The 18805-nt window shown below is 57.5% G+C and carries 16 protein-coding genes; 6 read left to right on the top strand and 10 right to left on the bottom strand.

What is annotated here, in order from left to right; genetic code table 11:
• Positions 1–25: 25 nt before the first annotated feature.
• Both clpA and Q0239_RS14085 read right to left on the bottom strand, forming a co-directional pair.
• The gene (clpA, locus tag Q0239_RS14090) at positions 26–2356 is read right to left on the bottom strand and encodes an ATP-dependent Clp protease ATP-binding subunit ClpA (RefSeq protein WP_298603952.1); all 2331 of its coding nucleotides are present in this window, start codon (positions 2354–2356) and stop codon (positions 26–28) included.
• Positions 2357–2512: 156 nt separating this feature from the next.
• Entirely contained in the window at positions 2513–2713 is a 201-nt protein-coding gene (locus Q0239_RS14085) for a DUF1192 domain-containing protein (RefSeq protein ID WP_298603950.1), read from the bottom strand.
• Between the two features lie 71 nt (positions 2714–2784).
• Here Q0239_RS14085 and Q0239_RS14080 point away from each other — a divergent pair, with 71 nt between their 5' ends.
• Positions 2785–3786, top strand: a complete 1002-nt coding sequence (locus tag Q0239_RS14080) for an NAD(P)H-quinone oxidoreductase (RefSeq protein ID WP_298603948.1) — start codon at positions 2785–2787, stop codon at positions 3784–3786.
• Positions 3787–3845: 59 nt separating this feature from the next.
• On the opposite strand, the gene Q0239_RS14075 is transcribed toward Q0239_RS14080, so the two are convergent.
• A complete protein-coding gene (locus tag Q0239_RS14075) occupies positions 3846–6791 on the bottom strand; it encodes a TonB-dependent receptor (RefSeq protein ID WP_298603946.1) in 2946 nt (981 codons plus the stop codon).
• A 276-nt stretch (positions 6792–7067) separates the two neighbouring features.
• Here Q0239_RS14075 and Q0239_RS14070 point away from each other — a divergent pair, with 276 nt between their 5' ends.
• From Q0239_RS14070 to Q0239_RS14055, 4 genes are all read left to right on the top strand, one after another.
• A complete protein-coding gene (locus tag Q0239_RS14070) occupies positions 7068–7748 on the top strand; it encodes a DUF1013 domain-containing protein (protein WP_298603954.1) in 681 nt (226 codons plus the stop codon).
• Positions 7749–7811: 63 nt separating this feature from the next.
• Positions 7812–8921, top strand: coding sequence for an MBL fold metallo-hydrolase (locus Q0239_RS14065; protein WP_298603944.1), 1110 nt, complete (start codon positions 7812–7814; stop codon positions 8919–8921).
• A 9-nt stretch (positions 8922–8930) separates the two neighbouring features.
• Positions 8931–10613, top strand: coding sequence for an AMP-binding protein (locus Q0239_RS14060; protein ID WP_298603942.1), 1683 nt, complete (start codon positions 8931–8933; stop codon positions 10611–10613).
• A 21-nt stretch (positions 10614–10634) separates the two neighbouring features.
• Positions 10635–12290, top strand: a complete 1656-nt coding sequence (locus tag Q0239_RS14055) for an alkaline phosphatase family protein (protein ID WP_298603940.1) — start codon at positions 10635–10637, stop codon at positions 12288–12290.
• 102 nt (positions 12291–12392) lie between these two features.
• Here the strand turns inward: Q0239_RS14055 and Q0239_RS14050 are convergent, their stop codons facing one another.
• The 3 genes from Q0239_RS14050 to lipB are packed head-to-tail and all read right to left on the bottom strand — an operon-like array spanning position 12393 to position 14683.
• Positions 12393–13691, bottom strand: coding sequence for an NADH:flavin oxidoreductase/NADH oxidase family protein (locus tag Q0239_RS14050; protein ID WP_298603938.1), 1299 nt, complete (start codon positions 13689–13691; stop codon positions 12393–12395).
• Positions 13692–13699: 8 nt separating this feature from the next.
• Positions 13700–13984: a hypothetical protein gene (locus Q0239_RS14045; protein WP_298603936.1), complete on the bottom strand. Its 285-nt coding sequence runs from the start codon at positions 13982–13984 to the stop codon at positions 13700–13702.
• A gap of 9 nt (positions 13985–13993) precedes the next feature.
• Positions 13994–14683 carry a lipoyl(octanoyl) transferase LipB gene (lipB, locus tag Q0239_RS14040; protein ID WP_298603934.1) on the bottom strand — a complete coding sequence of 230 codons (690 nt, stop codon included), beginning with the start codon at positions 14681–14683 and terminating at the stop codon, positions 13994–13996.
• 80 nt (positions 14684–14763) lie between these two features.
• On the opposite strand from lipB, the gene Q0239_RS14035 reads away from it, so the two are divergent.
• A complete protein-coding gene (locus Q0239_RS14035; protein ID WP_298603932.1) occupies positions 14764–15495 on the top strand; it encodes a hypothetical protein in 732 nt (243 codons plus the stop codon).
• Here Q0239_RS14035 and Q0239_RS14030 read toward each other — a convergent pair.
• From Q0239_RS14030 to ychF, 4 genes are read right to left on the bottom strand one after another with little or no spacing between them, the layout of a single operon-like run.
• The gene (locus tag Q0239_RS14030) at positions 15492–16799 is read right to left on the bottom strand and encodes a hypothetical protein (protein WP_298603930.1); all 1308 of its coding nucleotides are present in this window, start codon (positions 16797–16799) and stop codon (positions 15492–15494) included. The two genes, Q0239_RS14035 and Q0239_RS14030, sit on opposite strands and share 4 nt — an antisense overlap.
• A gap of 38 nt (positions 16800–16837) precedes the next feature.
• Positions 16838–17155 carry a hypothetical protein gene (locus Q0239_RS14025; protein WP_298603928.1) on the bottom strand — a complete coding sequence of 106 codons (318 nt, stop codon included), beginning with the start codon at positions 17153–17155 and terminating at the stop codon, positions 16838–16840.
• Positions 17156–17176: 21 nt separating this feature from the next.
• A complete protein-coding gene (locus Q0239_RS14020; RefSeq protein ID WP_298603926.1) occupies positions 17177–17605 on the bottom strand; it encodes a group II truncated hemoglobin in 429 nt (142 codons plus the stop codon).
• Positions 17606–17650: 45 nt separating this feature from the next.
• Positions 17651–18751 (bottom strand): redox-regulated ATPase YchF, encoded by a 1101-nt coding sequence (ychF, locus tag Q0239_RS14015; protein WP_298603924.1) that lies wholly within the window; start codon positions 18749–18751, stop codon positions 17651–17653.
• Between the last annotated feature and the right edge of the window lie 54 nt (positions 18752–18805).

The following is an 18805-nucleotide window of genomic DNA, read 5'->3' as shown; positions in this document are numbered from 1 at the left end:
GCAAGTCGTTGGGGAGGAGAAACAATCAGTCGGTCTTGACCTTCTTCTTGGGCTTCTTCGGCTTTCCAGCCTTGGGTGCAGCGGGCGTCACTTCAAACACCGGCTGGTTGTCTTTGATATGGACCGCCACTTCGCCGCCATTGACCAGTTTGCCGAACAGCAGCTCGTCGGCCAACGGCTGCTTGATCTTTTCCTGAATCACGCGGCCCATCGGGCGGGCACCGTAGAGCTTGTCATAACCACGCTCGGTGAGCCAGGCGCGCGCCTCGTCGTCGAGCTTGATGTGGACATTCTGGTCCGCAAGCTGGAGCTCGAGCTGCAGGATGAACTTGTCGACCACCATCGCAACAACTTCCGGCGGCAGATAGCCGAACGGCACTGTCGCATCGAGGCGGTTGCGGAATTCCGGGGCGAACATCGCCTTGACCGCTTCCTCACCCGCATCTTCCTTGCTGATATTGGTGCCGAAACCGATGCCTTCCTTGGCCATGTCGCTAGCTCCGGCATTTGTCGTCATGATCAGTATGACATTGCGGAAATCGACCGTCTTGCCGTGATGGTCGGTCAGGCGGCCATTATCCATCACCTGCAGCAGGATGTTGAACAGATCCGGATGCGCCTTTTCGATTTCGTCGAGCAGCAGCACGCAATGCGGGTTCTGGTCGACGGCATCGGTCAGCAAACCGCCCTGATCGAAACCGACATAGCCCGGAGGCGCACCGATCAGTCGCGAAACGCTGTGCCGCTCCATATATTCAGACATGTCAAAGCGCTTCAATGGAATGCCCATGATGCTCGCCAGCTGGCGCGCTACTTCGGTTTTGCCGACGCCGGTCGGACCCGAAAACAGATAGTTGCCGATAGGCTTGTCCGGATCGCGCAGGCCAGCGCGGCTCAGCTTGATAGCCGATGACAGCACTTCGATGGCCTTGTCCTGCCCGAAGACGACGCGCTTCAGATCGGCCTCGAGATTGCCAAGCGCGGCGCGGTCATCGGTCGAGACATTTTTCGGCGGGATGCGCGCAATCGTGGCGATTACGGCCTCGATTTCCTTGGGTGTGATCAGCTTGCGGCGCTTTGAAGGCGGCACCAGCATCTGCATCGCGCCAACCTCGTCGATAACGTCGATCGCCTTGTCGGGCAGTTTGCGGTCGTTGATGTAGCGCGCCGACAATTCGACCGCGGCTTTGAGCGCATCGGGCGTATATTTCACCTTGTGATGCTCTTCGAACGCGCTGCGCAGACCCGCCAGAATCTTGACGGTATCGTCAATAGTCGGCTCGTTCACATCGATTTTCTGGAAGCGGCGCAGCAGCGCGCGATCCTTTTCGAAATGGTTGCGGAATTCCTTGTACGTCGTTGAACCGATGCAACGAATCGTTCCGCCCGACAATGCGGGTTTGAGCAGGTTCGATGCATCCATCGCCCCGCCGCTGGTCGCGCCGGCACCGATTACGGTATGGATTTCGTCGATGAACAGGATCGCATCGGGCAGCTTTTCAAGCTCCGAAACGACCGCTTTCAAACGCTCCTCAAAATCCCCGCGATAACGGGTGCCTGCAAGCAACGCGCCCATGTCGAGCGAATAGATGACGGCCGGCAGCAACACTTCGGGCACCTGCTTTTCAACGATGCGACGCGCAAGACCCTCTGCGATTGCAGTTTTGCCAACGCCGGGTTCGCCGACATATAGCGGGTTGTTCTTGGAACGACGGCAGAGAATCTGCACCGTGCGATCGACTTCTTCGCTGCGCCCGATCAGCGGGTCTATGCGGCCCTGCTTTGCTTTTTCGTTGAGGTTGACGGTGAATTGCTCAAGCGCGGTTTCCTTGCCGCCCTTTTTGTCCTTGGAATCGACCGCGGCCTCTTCCTTGCGCTCTTCGGTGCCTTCGACCGGGCGCTGCTCGATCAGCTTGCCATCCTTGCCGATGCCATGGCTGATATAGCTGACAGCATCGAGACGGCTCATATCCTGCTGCTGCAGGAAATAGACGGCATAGCTCTCGCGCTCGGAGAACAGGGCGACCAAAACATTGGCACCGGTGACGACATCTTTGCCAGAGCTTTGCACGTGCAGGATCGCACGCTGCACCACTCGCTGGAAACCGCTGGTAGGGGAAGGGTCGACATTGCCGCCGACCTTCAGACTTTCCAGCTCATTGTCGAGATACTGGATGACGGTGTCGATCAGTTCACCGAGGTCTACGCCGCACGCTTGCATGACTTTTGCCGCATCGGCATCGTCGATCAGTGCCAGCAGCAAATGCTCCAGCGTTGCATATTCATGCGCACGCTCCGCAGCGTTCTTCAACGCGTTGTGCAGCGTGGCTTCAAGCGATTCGGCAAAACTCGGCATTCAGATACACTCCGTGGCGAAGCCGCCGACCGCCGGTTGCCCCGCTGTTACAATGTCGCCCTTTTAACGGCGCATTTCAACCGCGCTTGCGACAGTCGGTGAATTTTCCCGAAAATGGTTGCCGAAATGTTGCGGATAAACCCTTAACAGCCGGGTTCAGCCTTTGCGAAAAAGCGCATCGGCGGCGCTGCGATGGCTTGATGCAGCCTGTATTTTGGATTCGCAGCGGGCGATTTCGCCTTTCAGCTGCTCGATACGCTCCTTGAGCTCGTCGATCGACAAGGGGTCTAGGTCTTCGCGCAGCAATTGCTTGAGAGGCTCGGTGCCACGGAGCGGTAAATTCTCATCCATATCCATGGCGTCAGTGTTGACTGGACCTTCGCCGCTGTCAATATGCCGCCGTTTTCCAGCGACCGGCAAAAGGGGGAATGGCCGTGGCTCTGCCCGATATGATGACTGCAATCGAAATCTCGACGCCGGGTGGCCCGGAAGTATTGGTGGCCTGCCAACGGCCGGTCCCTGTTCCGGGCGAGGGCGAGGTGCTGGTCAAAGTTGCTGCCGCTGGCGTAAATCGCCCTGATGTGGTGCAGCGGATGGGGCTATATCCGGCACCGCCGGGCGCGAGCGATCTTCCGGGACTTGAGATTTCCGGAACTGTCGTGGCGATAGGACCCGGGGTTGAAACCGAACATATGGGGCAGAAAGTCTGCGCCCTCGTCGCTGGCGGCGGCTATGCCGAATATTGCATCGCCCGCGCCGATGTCTGCTGGCCGGTGCCGCCGGGCCTGTCGATGGAGGAAGCGGCTGCGATCCCCGAAACACTGATGACCGTTTGGCACAATGTGTTCGAACGGGGCTATGCGTCGGAAGGCGAAACCATATTGGTGCATGGCGGCACCAGTGGTATTGGCACGATGGCGATCAAACTGGGTAAGTTGTTCGGGCTGGAGGTTATTGTAACTTGCGGTTCGGCGGACAAATGCGCAGCTGCATTGGCCATCGGCGCTGACCATGCTATCGACTATAAGGCGAGCGATTTCGTTGAGGAAATCGGCAAGATTACAGGCAGCAAGGGCGTGCATCTGGTGCTCGATATGGTCGCCGGAAGCTATGTTCCGCGCAACCTCAAATGCCTGCGCGAAGATGGGCGGCATGTGACGATCGCCGTGCAGCGCGGGCTGGTCGCCGAAATCAACATGGCGCAGGTGATGAGCCGCCGGCTGACGCTGACCGGATCGACGCTGCGTCCGCGCTCCAATGAATTTAAAGGGCTGCTGGCGCAGGAAATCTACCGCAACGTCTGGCCTGATGTCGTTGAGGGGCGTCTGCGCCCGGAAATGGCACAATCATTTCCGCTAACCGAAGCCGCTGCCGCGCATCGCCTGATGGAAAGCGGAGATTTTGTCGGCAAGATAATCTTGCTCGCTTAACCCAACAAAAAACCCCGGAGTTTCCTCCAGGGTTCTTCGTTTCTTCGCGAGATTTCAGCTCAGAACCGGAAACCTACCGCTACGCCATAGGTGCGCGGATCCAATGTATAGATGTTGGTAAACAGGCCCGACGACGGGTCGGTAATATATTTACCTGTGATCGCCTGCGAATTGAACAGGTTCGATACAAAAGCCCGTGCATAGAACTTGTCTTCTGGTCCTGAGACGGTCAGTTGGGTGCTAACAATTTCATACGACTGAATTCGGTCTCTGATCGTATTAAAGTTGCTTCCCCACGCGTTGCCAGTGAAATACAGGTCAGCACGGGGAGTAATCGTCCATCCGCTGCTGGTTCTGATATCATATTGAGCGCCAACCGAGAATTTGAAGTTTGGCGAATTGGCTAACTCATTACCCTTCAGATTGCGTTCTACACCTCCGGGAAGGAAGAAGCCACCGCCGGCACCGGCGTCGAACAGGTAGGTGCCAGCTGGTGTGTTGCCACGGATGAACGCTCCCAATGCTCCGCAAAGTGAGAATGCGCCATAAGAATTGGTACCGGGGACTTGTACAGCAGGCCTGATCAAGCCACCTCCGGCAACGGCATTGAATCCGTTAACGAGCGCCAGTGTGTTGGCAATTGGCACGCTTCCAGCAACGGCTGGGGCAACGACGCAGTTAGCTGCACTCTGCAAATCCTTGATTATTACTACGTCGCTACGACCATTGGACGGATTTCGCGTGTCTACCGTGTTAAAATCGGCGATCTCGGTCTTCAGATACGAAAGGCTAGCATTGACCGTGAAATCTCTTACCGGCCTGATGATCGCTTCCAATTCCAGTCCGTAAATTGTTGCATCGGTATTGTCGTTGAATGACGTACGGTTGATGATACGGCTGACTTGGAAGCCATTATACTTGTAATAGAAACCAGTTGCATTCAGCTGCAATTGGCCACCAATGAAACTGTTTTTTGTGCCGATTTCGAAAGCGTCAATAAGTTCGCCCTCGAATGTTAACGGAATTGGTGGAAACAAGTTGGGATCATAGGGCGGATTGAAACCCCCGGGCTTATAACCACGTGTGTAACTTGCGTACACCAACGTGTCATCTGTGAAGGACACATCCGGTTGCCAGTCGACGACAAAGCGTCCGGTGATTTCGTCAAAGGTCCCGCGTTGCTCCGCAAATTCCTGCTGCCCGGGGGTAGCACTGTCTCCGTCAAAATTGGCAAGAATTGTGCCGGCGTCGGAGGTGCCATATGGAACGAGGACATTCAGGAATGGCTGGCGCGCCCGGATATATTTCTTGTCGTTCGAATAACGCAAACCACCAGTTACTTTCAAATTATCGGCGAGATCGACATATACTTCACCGAAAATACCGTAGGTTTTTAGCTTGCCCTTGTTAGTGTCGCTAAAAAAGAACGGGGGCCCCAACCCATAGCGTACAGTCGGCAACCCGGCACCAAGGGCATTAACAGCCCCAAGAAGCGTCGACATATAATCAAAACCCGATGCCATCACGGCATAGTCGACGTTACGGCCCGTGTTTTGCAAATAAAGTGCACCGATAAGGAAGTTGAATGGGCCATCAAAATCGGAAGCGATGCGACCTTCGATCGACCATTGTTTGTTACTGCCGCCTGAATAATCATATTCATTGGTATTGTCACCACAGGAATTGATGCGTCCACCCAAATAGCCGGAATATAGCGGGTCGAACGAGGACGTGCAAATTTGGTTGCCGTTGAAGATACCTGAACTCAGCATTGCCTGAGCGATAGGGTTGCCGCCCGCACCGGCTGCGCGCAGCGCCACAAGGCCGGGATTGTTTAAGATACTGCGGGTTGTAGTCAGGTTATAGTCGAGGCTGGAAGCATATTCGTTTTCGGAATAGCCGCCATTTAACGTTGCGGTGATATCGCCGAATTGCTGCTCCAATTCCGCACTGATGGTCAGCTGGTCCGACTTCCAGAAAGGCTCGAAGTCGATGGCTACCTGACGAACATTGGTCGGATTGATCGAAGTGTCGTAGGAATGGCCATCATCGCCATAGACGCTACCCAACGCAAAGGCGGCCAAAGGCCCAAAACCTGCGATGGTGAGAAATTCCCGACTTGCCAAAACTCCGACTGCGGTCGAATCGCCGTTGATGGCACCAAATGCCTCCTGATCAGGTCGACAACCGAGAATACCTGTCAGGTCGGTGGCGCACAATTGTTTCTGGCCACGAGAACGGTTACTGTCTTCCTTGAAATACTGCGCAGTGACTGTAAATCTCGTGTTATCGCTCGGTTCCAGCTTGAATGAGCCGCGCAACGAATAATAATCGCGACCGTCGATGTCGTTTCCGGTGTTCAGGTTTTTGGTATAACCGTCACGCTTCAGATACATTCCTGCGAGGCGGACACCAGCGATGTCACCGATAGGCACATTGACCATGCCTTTGACCTGAAGTGCATTGTACTTCCCGTATGACGCTTCACCAGATGCCGCAAACGCGTTGAGGTCGGGTTTTGCGGTGATAATATTGAATACTCCGGCTGTTGCGTTTCGACCGAACAAAGTTCCCTGCGGCCCGCGAAGCACTTCCAAGCGTTCTAAATCATAAAATTCAGAGTCAAATATGCGGCTGGCGATCAATGGCATATCGTTGAAATGGATCGCCACACCCGCATCGCCCGATGCCGCAACTACGGGCGAACCGATTCCGCGGATGGTGATATTTGTGCCGGAAAAGTTACCGTAAGTGATAGACGTGCTGGGCAACGCCAACTGTAGTTCCTGCGGATTGTCAATTTGCTGCCGCTCAAGCGTTTCGGTTGAAAATGCCGAAACCGCGATCGGAACGTCTTGCAAGCTTTGTGCCTGACGTTGAGCGGTTACAACGATTTCGTCATTATATCCGGTATCTTCATCGGCCTGTGGCGCTGTTTGCGCATAGGCTGGCATTGCCATTGAAATGACAAGCGCAGCCGTACTTACTAAATGTAGCTTACGCATGGTCCTCTCCCTTCATGAATTGCTACGAAATTACGATGTAGTGGAATCAAATTACGTCTTCGAAGGTCTCCTCAAACCTTTGGCAATGCGCAGTGTTAAGTGCGCAATTAATGCAGTCAAGCCTTTCCTGCATAGGAATGCAGACTTTTCCGACGAATGATGCTTGCCGTAAGGGCGGCTTTGGCCTAAGCGGGCGCCATATTCAGGCCGCTCCGGTAAGGGGCGGCCCTATTTATTGGAGAATCAGACATGGCCCAGAACGGACTTGTTCCCCTGATGCCGCACGCGACCGCAGCATGGCTGGTCGACAATACAGCGCTCGCATTTCACCAGATTGCCGAATTCTGCGGCCTGCACATATTGGAAGTTCAGGCGATGGCTGATGACATGACGGGTACCAAATATACCGGCCGCGATCCCGTCCGTGCGGGTGAACTTTCGATGGAAGAAATCGAAAAGGGACAGGCAGATAGCGACTATTCCCTGAAAATCAGCAAGGGACCAGAACAGGTGCGCCGTACCAAGGGCCCGCGCTATACGCCGGTATCGAAGCGTCAGGATAAGCCGGATGGCATCGCTTGGCTGCTGCGCAACCACCCTGAAATTTCCGACGGTGCGATTTGCAAGATCATCGGTACTACGCGCAACACGATCCAGGCGATCCGTGAGCGCAGCCACTGGAATATCAGCGAGATCCAGCCGAAGGACCCGGTGACGCTCGGGCTGTGCTCGCAGCGCGAGCTGGACGCGATTGTTGCGCGTGCCGCCAAAAAGGCCGGCCTTGAAGACAAGGCTGCAGATGACAGTCGTTTCGCTGGCGACAAGGAAGCCTTGCTGACACAGCTGCGCAACGAACGCGACGAAGCCAAGCGCGCTGCCGAAGAAGCGCTGCATGGCGAAGAAGAAGCGCCTGCGGAACTCACTGCGGAAACGCTGTTCAAGAAATCGGGCGAGTAATCTCGCCGACCTTCCCTAACGTCACCATTGCGCTGTGGTGACGTATGGGGCAGGCAGTCTGTCATGACTGTTGAAACCCTGCCCGCTTATGACATGTCGCTCGCCGACCATGGCTTTGAACCGATCGAAATCAAAGGGCTGACCTATCCGCTGGGCGAGCATGTGCCCGGCTATGGCGAAATCTATCCGCTGGCACCGGACATGGGCTGGACGCGGATGCCGGTGCCAGGCAACCTCAACCATATCAACATCTGGCTGCTCGACGACCTTGACGAGCAGGGCGAGGGCTTTGCCATTGCCGATACCGGCCTGTTCATGCCGGTGGTGATCGAAGAGTGGAAGAAGCTGCTTGAAGGCACGTTGGGCGACCGGCGGATGACGCGCATCTTTGTCACGCACTTCCATCCCGACCATGTCGGTTGCGCAGGCTGGCTCGCCAATCGCTGCAAGGTGCAGTTGTGGATGAACCGCACCGAATGGTTGATGGCGCGCATGCTGACCGCCGACCAGCGCGATGAGCCGCCCAAGGAGATTCTCGATCGTCGGCGGTATCAGGGATATAATGAAGCCCAGGTCGAGGATATGCGCAAACGCGGCTTTGGTGGTTTTGCCCGTGCCGTTTCGCAATTGCCGACTGGCCACCGTCGACTCGAAGATGGCCAGCATGTCCGCATCGGCGGCCGTGTGTGGGAGGCGATGACCGGAGGTGGTCATACGCCAGAGCATACCTGCCTTATCGACCATCATAATGGCGTAATTATTGCCGGTGACCAGATCCTGCCGCGCATCACCAGCAATGTTTCGATCATGGATAGCGAACCCGATGCCGATCCGCTCGGCGAATGGCTCGATTCAATTGCCAAATTCCGCCGAAAGTTGCCGGGCGACATGCTGGTGTTGCCTGCACACGGTTCGCCTTTTCGCGGTGTGCATGTGCGCCTCGACAAGCTCGCTGAAGGGCATCACGATCGTCTCGACAAGCTTGAGGTCGCGTTGCGTGAAAAACCGATGCGCGCGGTGGATACTTTCGCACTTCTATTTGACCGGCCGATTGACGAGAGCGTTTTCGGCCTCGCCACCGGGGAATCGCATGCCCATCTGGTGCATCTGGTCGCAACCGGTCGCGCTAAGGTAGAGACAATCGACGGGGTTGGCTGGTATAGCGCCGTTTAGAGGAGAGTTATGAACGCGACGCCCTGGGCCAATAATTATCTGCACCCTTCAAAATGGGAGCAGGTTTTTGCACCATTGTCGGTGCACGATATGTTTTTTAACTCGGCAGAGCGACGTGGCAATGCCGCAATTGCCGACTTCATGGGTCGCAAATTCAGCTATGCCGAGATGGCCGAGCAGGTGCGCCGCTTCGCCCGCGGATTGCAATTGCAGGGGATCGGGAAGGGCGACCATATCGGCCTGTTTCTGCCCAATGTTCCGCATTACATCGCGGCGTATTACGGTGCACTTGCCGCCGGGGCGACTGTGGTCAATTTCTCGCCGCTCTACACCGTCGACGAATTGTCGCATCAGGTGGCCGACAGCGGTACTTCGATTTTGGTGACGGTGTCTGCCGCAGCATTGCTGCCGACCGCTATTAAAGTGCTCAACCAATCGAGCCTCAAACAGTTGATCGTCGGAAGCGTGGCCGAGGCTTTGCCGAAAATGAAGGGGCTGGCGTACAAGCTGTTCAAGCGCGGCGAGATTGCCGAGGTGCCCGACGATGGCCGGATAACCCATTATGCGCGCTTCATGGCGAATGACGGGCAATATGCACCTGTGCCCTGCAATCCCGAAACCGATGTCGCGCAGTTGCAATATACCGGCGGCACGACAGGCACGCCAAAGGGTGCCATGCTTACACATCAGAATATCAGTGCCAATGCGCGGCAGATCAACTGCATTGATCCGCACAGTCGCGCCAACCGGCCCGATAGCCCTGCGGAGGACCGCATATTGGGTGTGCTGCCCTTCTTCCACGTTTTCGCCAATGCCACTGTGCTCAACCGCACGATCGACAATGGCGGCGAGATTGTCATGCTTCCCCGTTTCGAGGCGGCCGCGGCGTTGAAGGCAGTCAACCGGACCAAGGTGACATCGATGCCCGGCGTGCCAACCATGTATCAGGCGCTGCTCGACAATGCCGAACTGCCCAACACGGATTTCAGTTCACTACGCGCCTGCATTTCGGGCGGCGCACCTTTGGCAGCCGAACTCAAGGCTCGCTTTGAGGGCGTATCGCATGCCGCGGTGATAGAGGGCTATGGCCTCACCGAGAGCTCGGGGGTGATTTCGTGTAACCCCTATGAAGGGACGAACAAGGTTGGCAGCATCGGGCAGCCCATTCCCGGAACCGACGTGCGTTTGGCTGACAAGGAAGATCCCAGCAAGCCAGCTCCTGTTGGCGAGCCGGGCGAATTGCTCGCCAAGGGGCCGCAAATCATGGCCGGTTACTGGAACAAGCCGGTGGCGACGGCAGAGGTGTTTGTCGACGGCTGGTTACGGACCGGCGATGTGGCGACCATTGATGAAGACGGTTTCATCTTCATCGTCGACCGTTTGAAAGACATGATTGCAGTTGGTGGTTTCAAGGTTTTCCCAAGCCAGATTGAAGATATTTTATACAAGCACCCGGCGGTCAAAGAAGCTTTGGTGATCGGCGTGCCGGATACGTATTCGGGTGAGCGACCCAAGGCGTTTGTCACATTAAACGGCGGACAGTTGGTGTCTGACGAGGAGTTGGCCAATTGGCTCAACCCGCAATTGGGCAAGCATGAACGGGTGCTGGGCGTGGTCGTGCGCGATGCTTTACCGAAGACTATGATCGGCAAGCTCGACCGCAAGGCGTTGCGCGCAGAAGTTGGCGTTTAAACAGATTTCAGGATGAAACAGATGAACAGATTCACTGCGTTATTGCTCGGCGCGACCGCGCTGGTTTCGACTTCGGCTTTCGCCGAGGATAGTGCGCCAGATGCCCCGGAGCCCAAGCTGATTGTGGCGATCTCGGTTGACCAATTTTCGACCGATCTGTTCAACGAGTATCGCGAGGATTTTACCGGCGGCCTTAAGCGGCTGGCGGGTGGTATCGCCTTTCCCAACGGCTATCAAAGCCATGCTGCGACCGAAACCTGTCCGGGCCATTCGACTATCCTGACAGGTAGCCGCCCTGCACGTACAGGCATCATTGCCAACAGCTGGTTCGATCCATCGACCGGTCGTGCGGGCAAGGACGGTAAAACCGACTATGGCGTCTATTGCTCCGAAGACACTTCGGTAGAGGGCAGCAACAGTTCCAATTACACCGTCTCGTCCAAATTGTTGAAGGTCCCCACTTTGGGTGACCGGATGCGGGCCGTGAATCCCGCATCGCAGGTAGTGGCCGTGTCGGGCAAGGATCGTGGTGCGGTGATGATGGGCGGGCACAATACATCACTGACTATGTGGTGGGACGGCAAGCAGTTTCGCAATCTGACCGGTGCCAATGGCGGTGATCCACGTGCCACCAGCATGATAAACGCCCGGGCACGTGCCGCGATAGACAAGCCGGCCAAGGTGAAACTGCCCGCCATGTGCACCACCCATTCGCGCGCAGTTGGTATCGGTGGAGATGCGACGGTTGGTACACTCCAGCAGCGTAAGGCAGGCGATGCTCGTGCCTTCCGCGCCTCGGGCGAATTTGATGCGCTGACGATGGACCTCGCATTGGCTGCTTTTGGTGAAAGGGGGCTCGGTAAGGGGGCGGCGACCGATGTGCTGGCGATTAGCCTGTCGGCGACCGACTATATCGGCCACACTTTTGGCACAGCGGGGGCCGAAACCTGCACGCAGATCGCCGCGCTTGACGCGACTTTGGGCCGCATGTTCGCTGTGCTCGACAAGAGTAAAGTACCCTATGTCGTCGTGCTGACCGCCGACCATGGCGGGCATGACCTGCCTGAACGCAATGTTATTCAGGGGCTGCCTGCGGCTGAGCGCGCGGACATCAAGCTGATGCCGCAAGGCGTTGGACCTGCGCTTGCCAAGGCGTTTGACCTGCCCGAGCCGGCCATCATGGGCGACGCGCCATTTGGCGACATGTATCTTTCGACCAAAATCCCTGCGGCCAAGCGGTCCGCGGTGCTCGATGCTGCGCTCAAGCATTATCGTACCCACCCGCAGGTAGAGGTCGTCATCACCAAGGATGAAATTGCCGCTACCCCATCGCCTTCCGGCCCGCCCGAGGATTGGAGCCTGATCCAGCGCGTGCGTGCCAATTTCGATCCTTCTCGTTCGGGCGATTTCTATGTCGCGCTGAAACGCTATGTGACGCCGATCCCCAACACCAGCTTCGGCTATGTCGCGACGCATGGTTCGCCCTGGGGCTATGACCGCCGGGTGCCGATCCTGTTCTGGTGGAAGGGCGTCGCGCCCTACGAACAGCCCAATGGAATCGAAACCGTAGATATTCTGCCGACACTGGCCAGCCTGATCGGGCTGGATGTGCCCAAGGATGAAATCGACGGCCGCTGTGTGGATTTGATGGCTGGTGCAGCGAGCAATTGCAAATAAGGGCATGCGTCGCCCCGGCTAAGGCCGGGGCCGCCAAAAGTTTAAACTGCGCTTGAAGTGTAAACCGCCAGCGGTCCTAGCCTTTGCTGGGGCGACGGGGGTTTACCTCAACGCTGCGCGCCTTTCTTTCAACCAACGCTTATGCGTGCTCTCGACTTCGCGCATTGATTGAAACACAGTCATGTCAGGGGCAGGGCGTCCGGTTTTGCCCAGAGCGTAAAGCTGGCTGTAGAACCAATATTGGCAGGCAAAGCTGTCGATTGCCCGCATCGCCTTCCAGCGCTTGAGCCATTGCAGCGACGGCGGAAACAGCGCCAGCTCATTCTCCTTGCGCGGCAGCATTTCCATCCCGCCAAGCAATCTTTTGGCTGCTTCAGGGAAATAGCACATCGGGCGGCCTATGCCGATGACATCGGCGGCCCCCTGCTTCAGCGCCTGTTCCATTGCGGAGCGGGTGCGGAAGCCACCGGTGACCATCAACGGCACTTTGACTTCACTGCGCATCGCCTTGGCGAAATCGACGAAATAGGCCTCGCGTTGCAGGGTCGAGGCGGCAACATTCTGCTCTTCGGGTTCCTCGATGCCTTCCATGCCCAGCAGCTTGGGTTGCTCGTACGTGCCGCCCGAAATTTCAATCAGGTCAACGCCCGCTTCCTGCAGCCATTTGGCCACTTGCAGGCTGTCTTCAAAGGCAAAGCCGCCCTTCTGGAAATCGGCGCTGTTGAGCTTGACCGAAATCGGGAAGCTGGGCCCGACAAGCGTGCGCACGGTGTTGACCGTGAAAAGTAATATGCGTGCGCGGTTCTCAAGACTTCCACCCCAGCGATCGTCGCGCAGATTGGTGCGCGGGCTCAAAAATTGGGAGAACAGATAGCCATGGGCGGCGTGAATCTGCACGCCGGTAAAGCCGGTTTCCTTACACACGCGCGCCGCCGTTCCGAAGCGGGCGATGATGTTGAGAATCTCTTCCTCGGTCAGCGCGACGGGCTGGCCGAATTGCCCACCGGGAAGGCCGAGCTTGACGGCAGATGGCGCCTTGGGATGCGGGTTGACCGCCTTTTGCGTCTGGCGACCAGCATGGCTGATTTGCGCCCAGAAATGGTTGCCGTTACGCGTTGCAGCAGCTGCCCAATGCGACAGCGCGCGCTTGGCATCATCATCAGGCTCGCGGTCGATAATGACGTTGCCGGGCCGCTCAAGATGGTCGGCATCGATATGGATATTGCCCGACAGCAGCATCCCCGAGCCACCCTCGCTCCATGCCAGATAGAGCCGGTCGAGTTCACCGGTCGCGCGGCCATAGATATCGGCGAGCCCTTCGGTCATCGCGGCCTTGGAGATACGGTTGGGAAGTGTCGCGCCACAGGGCAGCGTCAAGGGTTCAGCGAGTAGGGATGCCATAGTTGCAGTTACTCGCCTGCCTTGGGTGCTGGTTCGGTGGTCGGCGGTGCAGCGGGCTTGTCTGCGACAGGTTTGTCGTCGGCCTTAGGAGCGGTAGCGGCTGGTGCGGCACTCGCCTCAACGGGAGCCATTTCGGTCACCTCGTCGGTCGGGATCATCTCGTCGCTGATGGTGCCTTCGACGCTGTCGATATCGTCCATGCGGGTTTCGGTAACTTTGCTGTCGGCATCATTGCCGCCACAAGCAGAGAGCGAGGGTAAAGCAAATGCCAGTAAGATCAGGGCGCGACGCATATATTCCTCTCAATTTGTTTCAGCTTTGACCGATAGGTCGCAAGAGCCTCCGGCTTTTGCAAGCGCGTTCAGGAATTCGGGCAAAGTCGCCTCTAGTGCGGCGTCGAAATCCGCAAGGCTGGCGGTGATGCCAAGGTCGGCCAGGCTGGTGACCGGATATTCGGCTATACCGCACGGCACGATGCCGCCAAAATGCGATAGGTCGGGCGCGACGTTGACAGCAAAGCCATGCGCGGTCACCCAGCGGCGCACACGCACGCCGATTGCACCGATTTTCGCTTCTTGCCCCGATCTGGTATCGCACCAGATGCCTATACGTCCTTCCGCGCGCCGTGCCACTACGCCAAAACGGGCTAGTGCATTTATTACCCAGCCTTCGATCGAATGGACGTAACAGCGCACATCCTTGCAGCGTTTGGCGAGGTCGAGCATCACATAGCCAACACGTTGGCCCGGGCCATGATAGGTATAGCGTCCGCCACGTCCAGTATCGTAAACCGGGAATTGCTGGCTCAACAGCTCGGCGGGGTCGGCACTGGTGCCTCCGGTGTAGAGCGGCGGATGTTCGAGCAGCCAGACCAGTTCGCGTTCGTGGCTTTCATGGATGGCCGCTTGCCGCGCCTCCATCCGGGCGAGCGCTTCGGGATAGGGCACATGCCCTTCGGAAACGTCCCAATCTATGTCGCCTATGGCTTTCATTGTGCGGCCTTAGCGCCTCACAGCGGCGCTTGCCAGCCCTGTGGCTTGCCTCTAACTCCCGTACACAAACCGGAGGCCCCATGAACCGCAAACTCGATTATTCCAGCGTCTGGAAAGACACACAGGCGCAACTCAACGCCCATCGCGAAGGCGTAGGGGCGATTTCGGGGCTGTTCCTGTTTGTGCCGGATTGGGTATCGCGCCTGTTCGCGGGACAACCCGATCTTGTCGACGCCTCGACTCCCGCAGAAATACTCGCCGCGTTTCAGGTCTATTATGCCGAAAATTGGCTTACCTTGCTGCCCACCGGTCTGCTCAGTTTTTTCGGCGCGGTGGCGATTTATGTGCTGCTGACGCGGAAGGATCTGGCCACCATCGGTTCGGCGCTGGGCAAGGCTTTGGCGCTTTTACCCTTTTACTTCATTGTCCAGCTTGCCGGCGGGTTGGTGACGCTCGCCGGGTTCTTGGCACTGATCCTGCCCGGAATGTATCTTGCTGGCCGTTTGACGCCTTTGGGCGTGGTGGCTGTCGCCGAAACCGAACGCGGCTTTTCAGGCGCCATCACACGTGCCTGGGATCTGACCCGCGGTAATGGCTGGTCAATATTTTTCCTGACGCTGGTGGTCGCACTCGTAGCAAGCCTCACGGCGATGATAATCGGAATGGTCGTTGGCCTGGTTTGCCGTTTGCTTGCCGGGGCGCAAGGCGTGCCCTTTGTCGAAACCGGCGTAGATGCCGCATTGGGCGCCGTGATCGCGACCCTGATGGTTTCCCTCTCGGTCGCGATCTACCGGAAATTGGCTGCGGATTAGAGCCCTAGCGACAGTCTTGCGAACAACGTATAGCCCATCGGGTTCTTGCCATAGGCCGCGTCCAGCACATCAGGCTTCGCAAAGGCTGATACCGTGCCGCCCAGCGCCAGATTGAACTGCTCGCCCAGGGGCAAGCGATAGGCATAGCCAGCCTGAAACTTGCTCACGCGAAACGGCATGTCGTGCAGCGGATCGTCATGATCCGGGAACAGTTCGTCATTCTTCACATTTTCGAAGCGACCGAAAATCGTGTGATGATCGTCAATGTCCCAATTGGCCTCGGCAATCCACGCGGTCAGCGTTTCGCCCGGTTTGCGGTCCTTCGCGCTGAACGCGAGTATCGCCGAAAGGCCTTTGCCGTCGGCATAATGCACCGAGGCCGTGGTGCGCTGCTCGTCCTCGCCGGGGTGGAGTGATTCCGGCTCCTTCAACTGTCCGGTTGACGCCTGCACCGCCCAGTTTGGCGAAGGATTCCACGTTGCGCGCACTGACCAGCTGTCAAAGCGGGGCTTTTCGATATCCCAGCGATCTTCGTCCGGCTCTTGACCGGTAAAGATCGATCCCTCGATCTGGAACTGGCGCGAAGCAAAGCCTACGGTTGCAACGCCATAGGTGATATGGCCGCTATCGAACCAATGGTGCGTGATCGGCGCTTCCGGATTATAGCGGGCCGAACCACGGTGCATGAAGGCACTCGGGCCAAGTGCTGGCTCACCTACCGGGCCGCCATAGAGGAAAACGCTGCTGTCTGCGCCAACATTGAAGTCGACGCGCGCGGCCAGTTCCATGAACAGGTCGTGCGGATGCTGCCGGTCAACCAATGCCTCGCCACCCGCAGTCTCGCCAGAGGCAAACAGGTTGGGATAGCCGCGATTTTTCATCAGCGGTTCGAGGCTGAACATCGATTTCAGTTGCACCTTGCCCCAACCGGTTTGCTTCTCGGCATTGAGCATCGCCATCGACTGGACATAGGCCTTGTCATCGCCGCGCGGGCCGCTCTGGTCGGTGTAAACGCCCCAGGCATAGCCATGGGCCATGATCATCCAGTCGTTGCCGGGCATGATGTGGAGGCCATGCATTCCGCCTTCGTTGCCGGGGAGGCGCGAAGTGCCGGAGCCTATCACAGGGGACGGCGTGCTGGCTACATCAAGATACCCATGCTCAACACCGGTCGGCTTACCATTCAGCGTTTCCTCGACATAGTCCTCTTGCTTAATCTGCGAATGATCATGCTCTTGCGCCTGTGCCGATTGCGCAGACATAATGAGCGCCAGCGCGCTCGCGCCGGAAAAATACATCTTCATTTTAAGTGTCCCGTGAAAGTTGGTTGAAATGTGAAAGGTCACATTTCGCTTCGCGGAGGTGGGTCATGCGGTTTCGGGGCAAAGCCGGACAATGCCACCGTCAGCCCGGGTAGCGGTGGCGCTACCAGAACCGCTGCGCGCACTTCTGCTATCGCAGGTGCATAGGGCGCGACGCAGCCGATACAGCCATGATGCATGGCTTGGTCGCCTGTCGGTACTTTATCGTCGTGCTCCATCGGCATGCCATGACAGTCTTCCGCCATCGCCATCGCGCTATCATCCGCAGGCGCTGGCATCGCGACCGCTGGTAGCGCCAATGCAAACAGGAATAACAGGGTCAGCAGGTTGCGGAACATGCCGCTTTCCTAGCCAATCACTCAGTGGTTGTCACTCTTCCCGGCGTTGGCGGCCATGCCTTTGGACATACTGGCAAAGGCGGAGACCATCGAATCCACGAAATCCGGATCGCCGGGGATTGTCTCTTTCGCCGCTTGCTGCATTGCCAGCACCCATTGAGTGGCGACCGCAAAATTCATGCCTTCAAGCGCGCGGTGGGCGGACATGATGCAGGCGCCGGGCCGCTTTTCAAACCAGTCGCGCGGCCCGCCCATCCAGGCCATCAGGAAATCGGTGAGCGATTCGCGCATCGGCGCAAGGTCGGGCGCGTGCATTGCGCGCAACTCGGCAAAATCGGGTTCGCTCTCCATCAGGTCGTAAAAGCGGTTCACCATGCGCGCGATCGGTTCGCGCCCGCCGATGCGGTCGAACGGGAGTTGTGGTTTGGATTGGGGATCGGCTTCACTCATGCTCGTGCTTATGCAGCTATCGCGCTGAACTGTCCTTGAGCGAAATCAAACGTTGAAACGGAACAGCATGATGTCGCCGTCCTTCACGTCATAGTCTTTGCCCTCGGAACGCCACTTACCCGCTTCCTTGGCTCCGGCCTCGCCATTGAACTGGACATAATCGTCATAGGCCATGGTTTCGGCGCGGATGAAGCCCTTTTCGAAATCGCTGTGGATTACGCCTGCGGCCTGCGGGGCCTTTGCGCCCTTGAACACCGTCCAGGCGCGCGCTTCCTTTGGCCCGACAGTGAAGAAAGTGATGAGGTGCAGCAATTCATATCCCGCACGGATGACGCGGGCGAGGCCAGTTTCGTGCAGCCCGAGGTCGGACAGGAACACTTCGCGGTCTTCGGCCGGCATGGTTGAGATTTCGGCCTCGATCGCGGCGGAAACGACCACAGCTTCGGCACCTTCGGCTTTGGCCTTTTCGAACACCTTGGCGGACAGCGCATTGCCGTTTGCGGCGGAAGCTTCTTCGACATTGCAGACATAGAGGACGGGCTTGGACGTCAGCAGCTGCGCCTGTTGGAAGATGCGGGCTTCTTCGGGATCGTTCGGCGTCAGCAAGCGGGCGGGCTTGCCATCGCGCAGCAGATCAAGGGCACGACCCAGAACGGCCGCCGCAATTTTCGCTTCCTTGTCGCCGCCGGTCGCCTTTTTCTGGAAGGCAGGCACGCGCTTTTCAAGGCTCTCAAGGTCGGCGAGCATCAGCTCGGTTTCGACCGTCTCGGCATCCGAAATCGGATCGATCTTATTATCGACATGCTGGATATCGTCATTTTCGAAACAGCGCAGCACATGGACGATGGCGTCCACTTCGCGGATGTTAGCGAGGAACTGGTTGCCCAGCCCTTCGCCCTTGGAGGCCCCGCGCACGAGGCCCGCAATGTCAACAAAGCTCAACTGCGTTTCGATGATCTTCTGGCTGCCGCCAATTTTGGCAATCACATGCAGCCGCGGATCGGGCACCGCAACCGCGCCGACATTGGGCTCGATCGTGCAAAAGGGATAGTTCGCCGCCTGCGCCGCCTGCGTCTCGGTCAGCGCGTTGAACAGGGTGGACTTGCCCACATTGGGCAGCCCGACAATACCGCATTTAAAACCCATAATATCCTCTTTGGGAATGAATTGCGCGCGCCTTAGCGGGAGTGACGCGAGAAA

This window comes from uncultured Sphingorhabdus sp. (assembly GCF_937872355.1).
Lineage (GTDB): Bacteria > Pseudomonadota > Alphaproteobacteria > Sphingomonadales > Sphingomonadaceae > Sphingorhabdus_B.
The sequence above is the reverse complement of the archived record's forward strand: the minus strand, read 5'-3'. Positions and strand labels throughout refer to the sequence as shown.

Bases quoted from the DNA above. Each gene is read 5' to 3' on its own strand.
- Q0239_RS14030 (WP_298603930.1), bottom strand. From the start codon at position 16,799: ATGAAGATGTATTTTTCCGGCGCGAGCGCGCTGGCGCTCATTATGTCT.
- Q0239_RS14050 (WP_298603938.1), bottom strand. From the start codon at position 13,691: ATGGCATCCCTACTCGCTGAACCCTTGACGCTGCCCTGTGGCGCGACA.
- Q0239_RS14035 (WP_298603932.1), top strand. From the start codon at position 14,764: ATGAACCGCAAACTCGATTATTCCAGCGTCTGGAAAGACACACAGGCG.
- Q0239_RS14075 (WP_298603946.1), bottom strand. From the start codon at position 6,791: ATGCGTAAGCTACATTTAGTAAGTACGGCTGCGCTTGTCATTTCAATG.
- ychF (WP_298603924.1), bottom strand. From the start codon at position 18,751: ATGGGTTTTAAATGCGGTATTGTCGGGCTGCCCAATGTGGGCAAGTCC.
- Q0239_RS14085 (WP_298603950.1), bottom strand. From the start codon at position 2,713: ATGGATATGGATGAGAATTTACCGCTCCGTGGCACCGAGCCTCTCAAG.
- clpA (WP_298603952.1), bottom strand. From the start codon at position 2,356: ATGCCGAGTTTTGCCGAATCGCTTGAAGCCACGCTGCACAACGCGTTG.
- Q0239_RS14025 (WP_298603928.1), bottom strand. From the start codon at position 17,155: ATGTTCCGCAACCTGCTGACCCTGTTATTCCTGTTTGCATTGGCGCTA.
- Q0239_RS14045 (WP_298603936.1), bottom strand. From the start codon at position 13,984: ATGCGTCGCGCCCTGATCTTACTGGCATTTGCTTTACCCTCGCTCTCT.
- lipB (WP_298603934.1), bottom strand. From the start codon at position 14,683: ATGAAAGCCATAGGCGACATAGATTGGGACGTTTCCGAAGGGCATGTG.
- Q0239_RS14055 (WP_298603940.1), top strand. From the start codon at position 10,635: ATGAACAGATTCACTGCGTTATTGCTCGGCGCGACCGCGCTGGTTTCG.
- Q0239_RS14020 (WP_298603926.1), bottom strand. From the start codon at position 17,605: ATGAGTGAAGCCGATCCCCAATCCAAACCACAACTCCCGTTCGACCGC.
- Q0239_RS14070 (WP_298603954.1), top strand. From the start codon at position 7,068: ATGCCGCACGCGACCGCAGCATGGCTGGTCGACAATACAGCGCTCGCA.
- Q0239_RS14065 (WP_298603944.1), top strand. From the start codon at position 7,812: ATGACTGTTGAAACCCTGCCCGCTTATGACATGTCGCTCGCCGACCAT.
- Q0239_RS14080 (WP_298603948.1), top strand. From the start codon at position 2,785: ATGGCCGTGGCTCTGCCCGATATGATGACTGCAATCGAAATCTCGACG.
- Q0239_RS14060 (WP_298603942.1), top strand. From the start codon at position 8,931: ATGAACGCGACGCCCTGGGCCAATAATTATCTGCACCCTTCAAAATGG.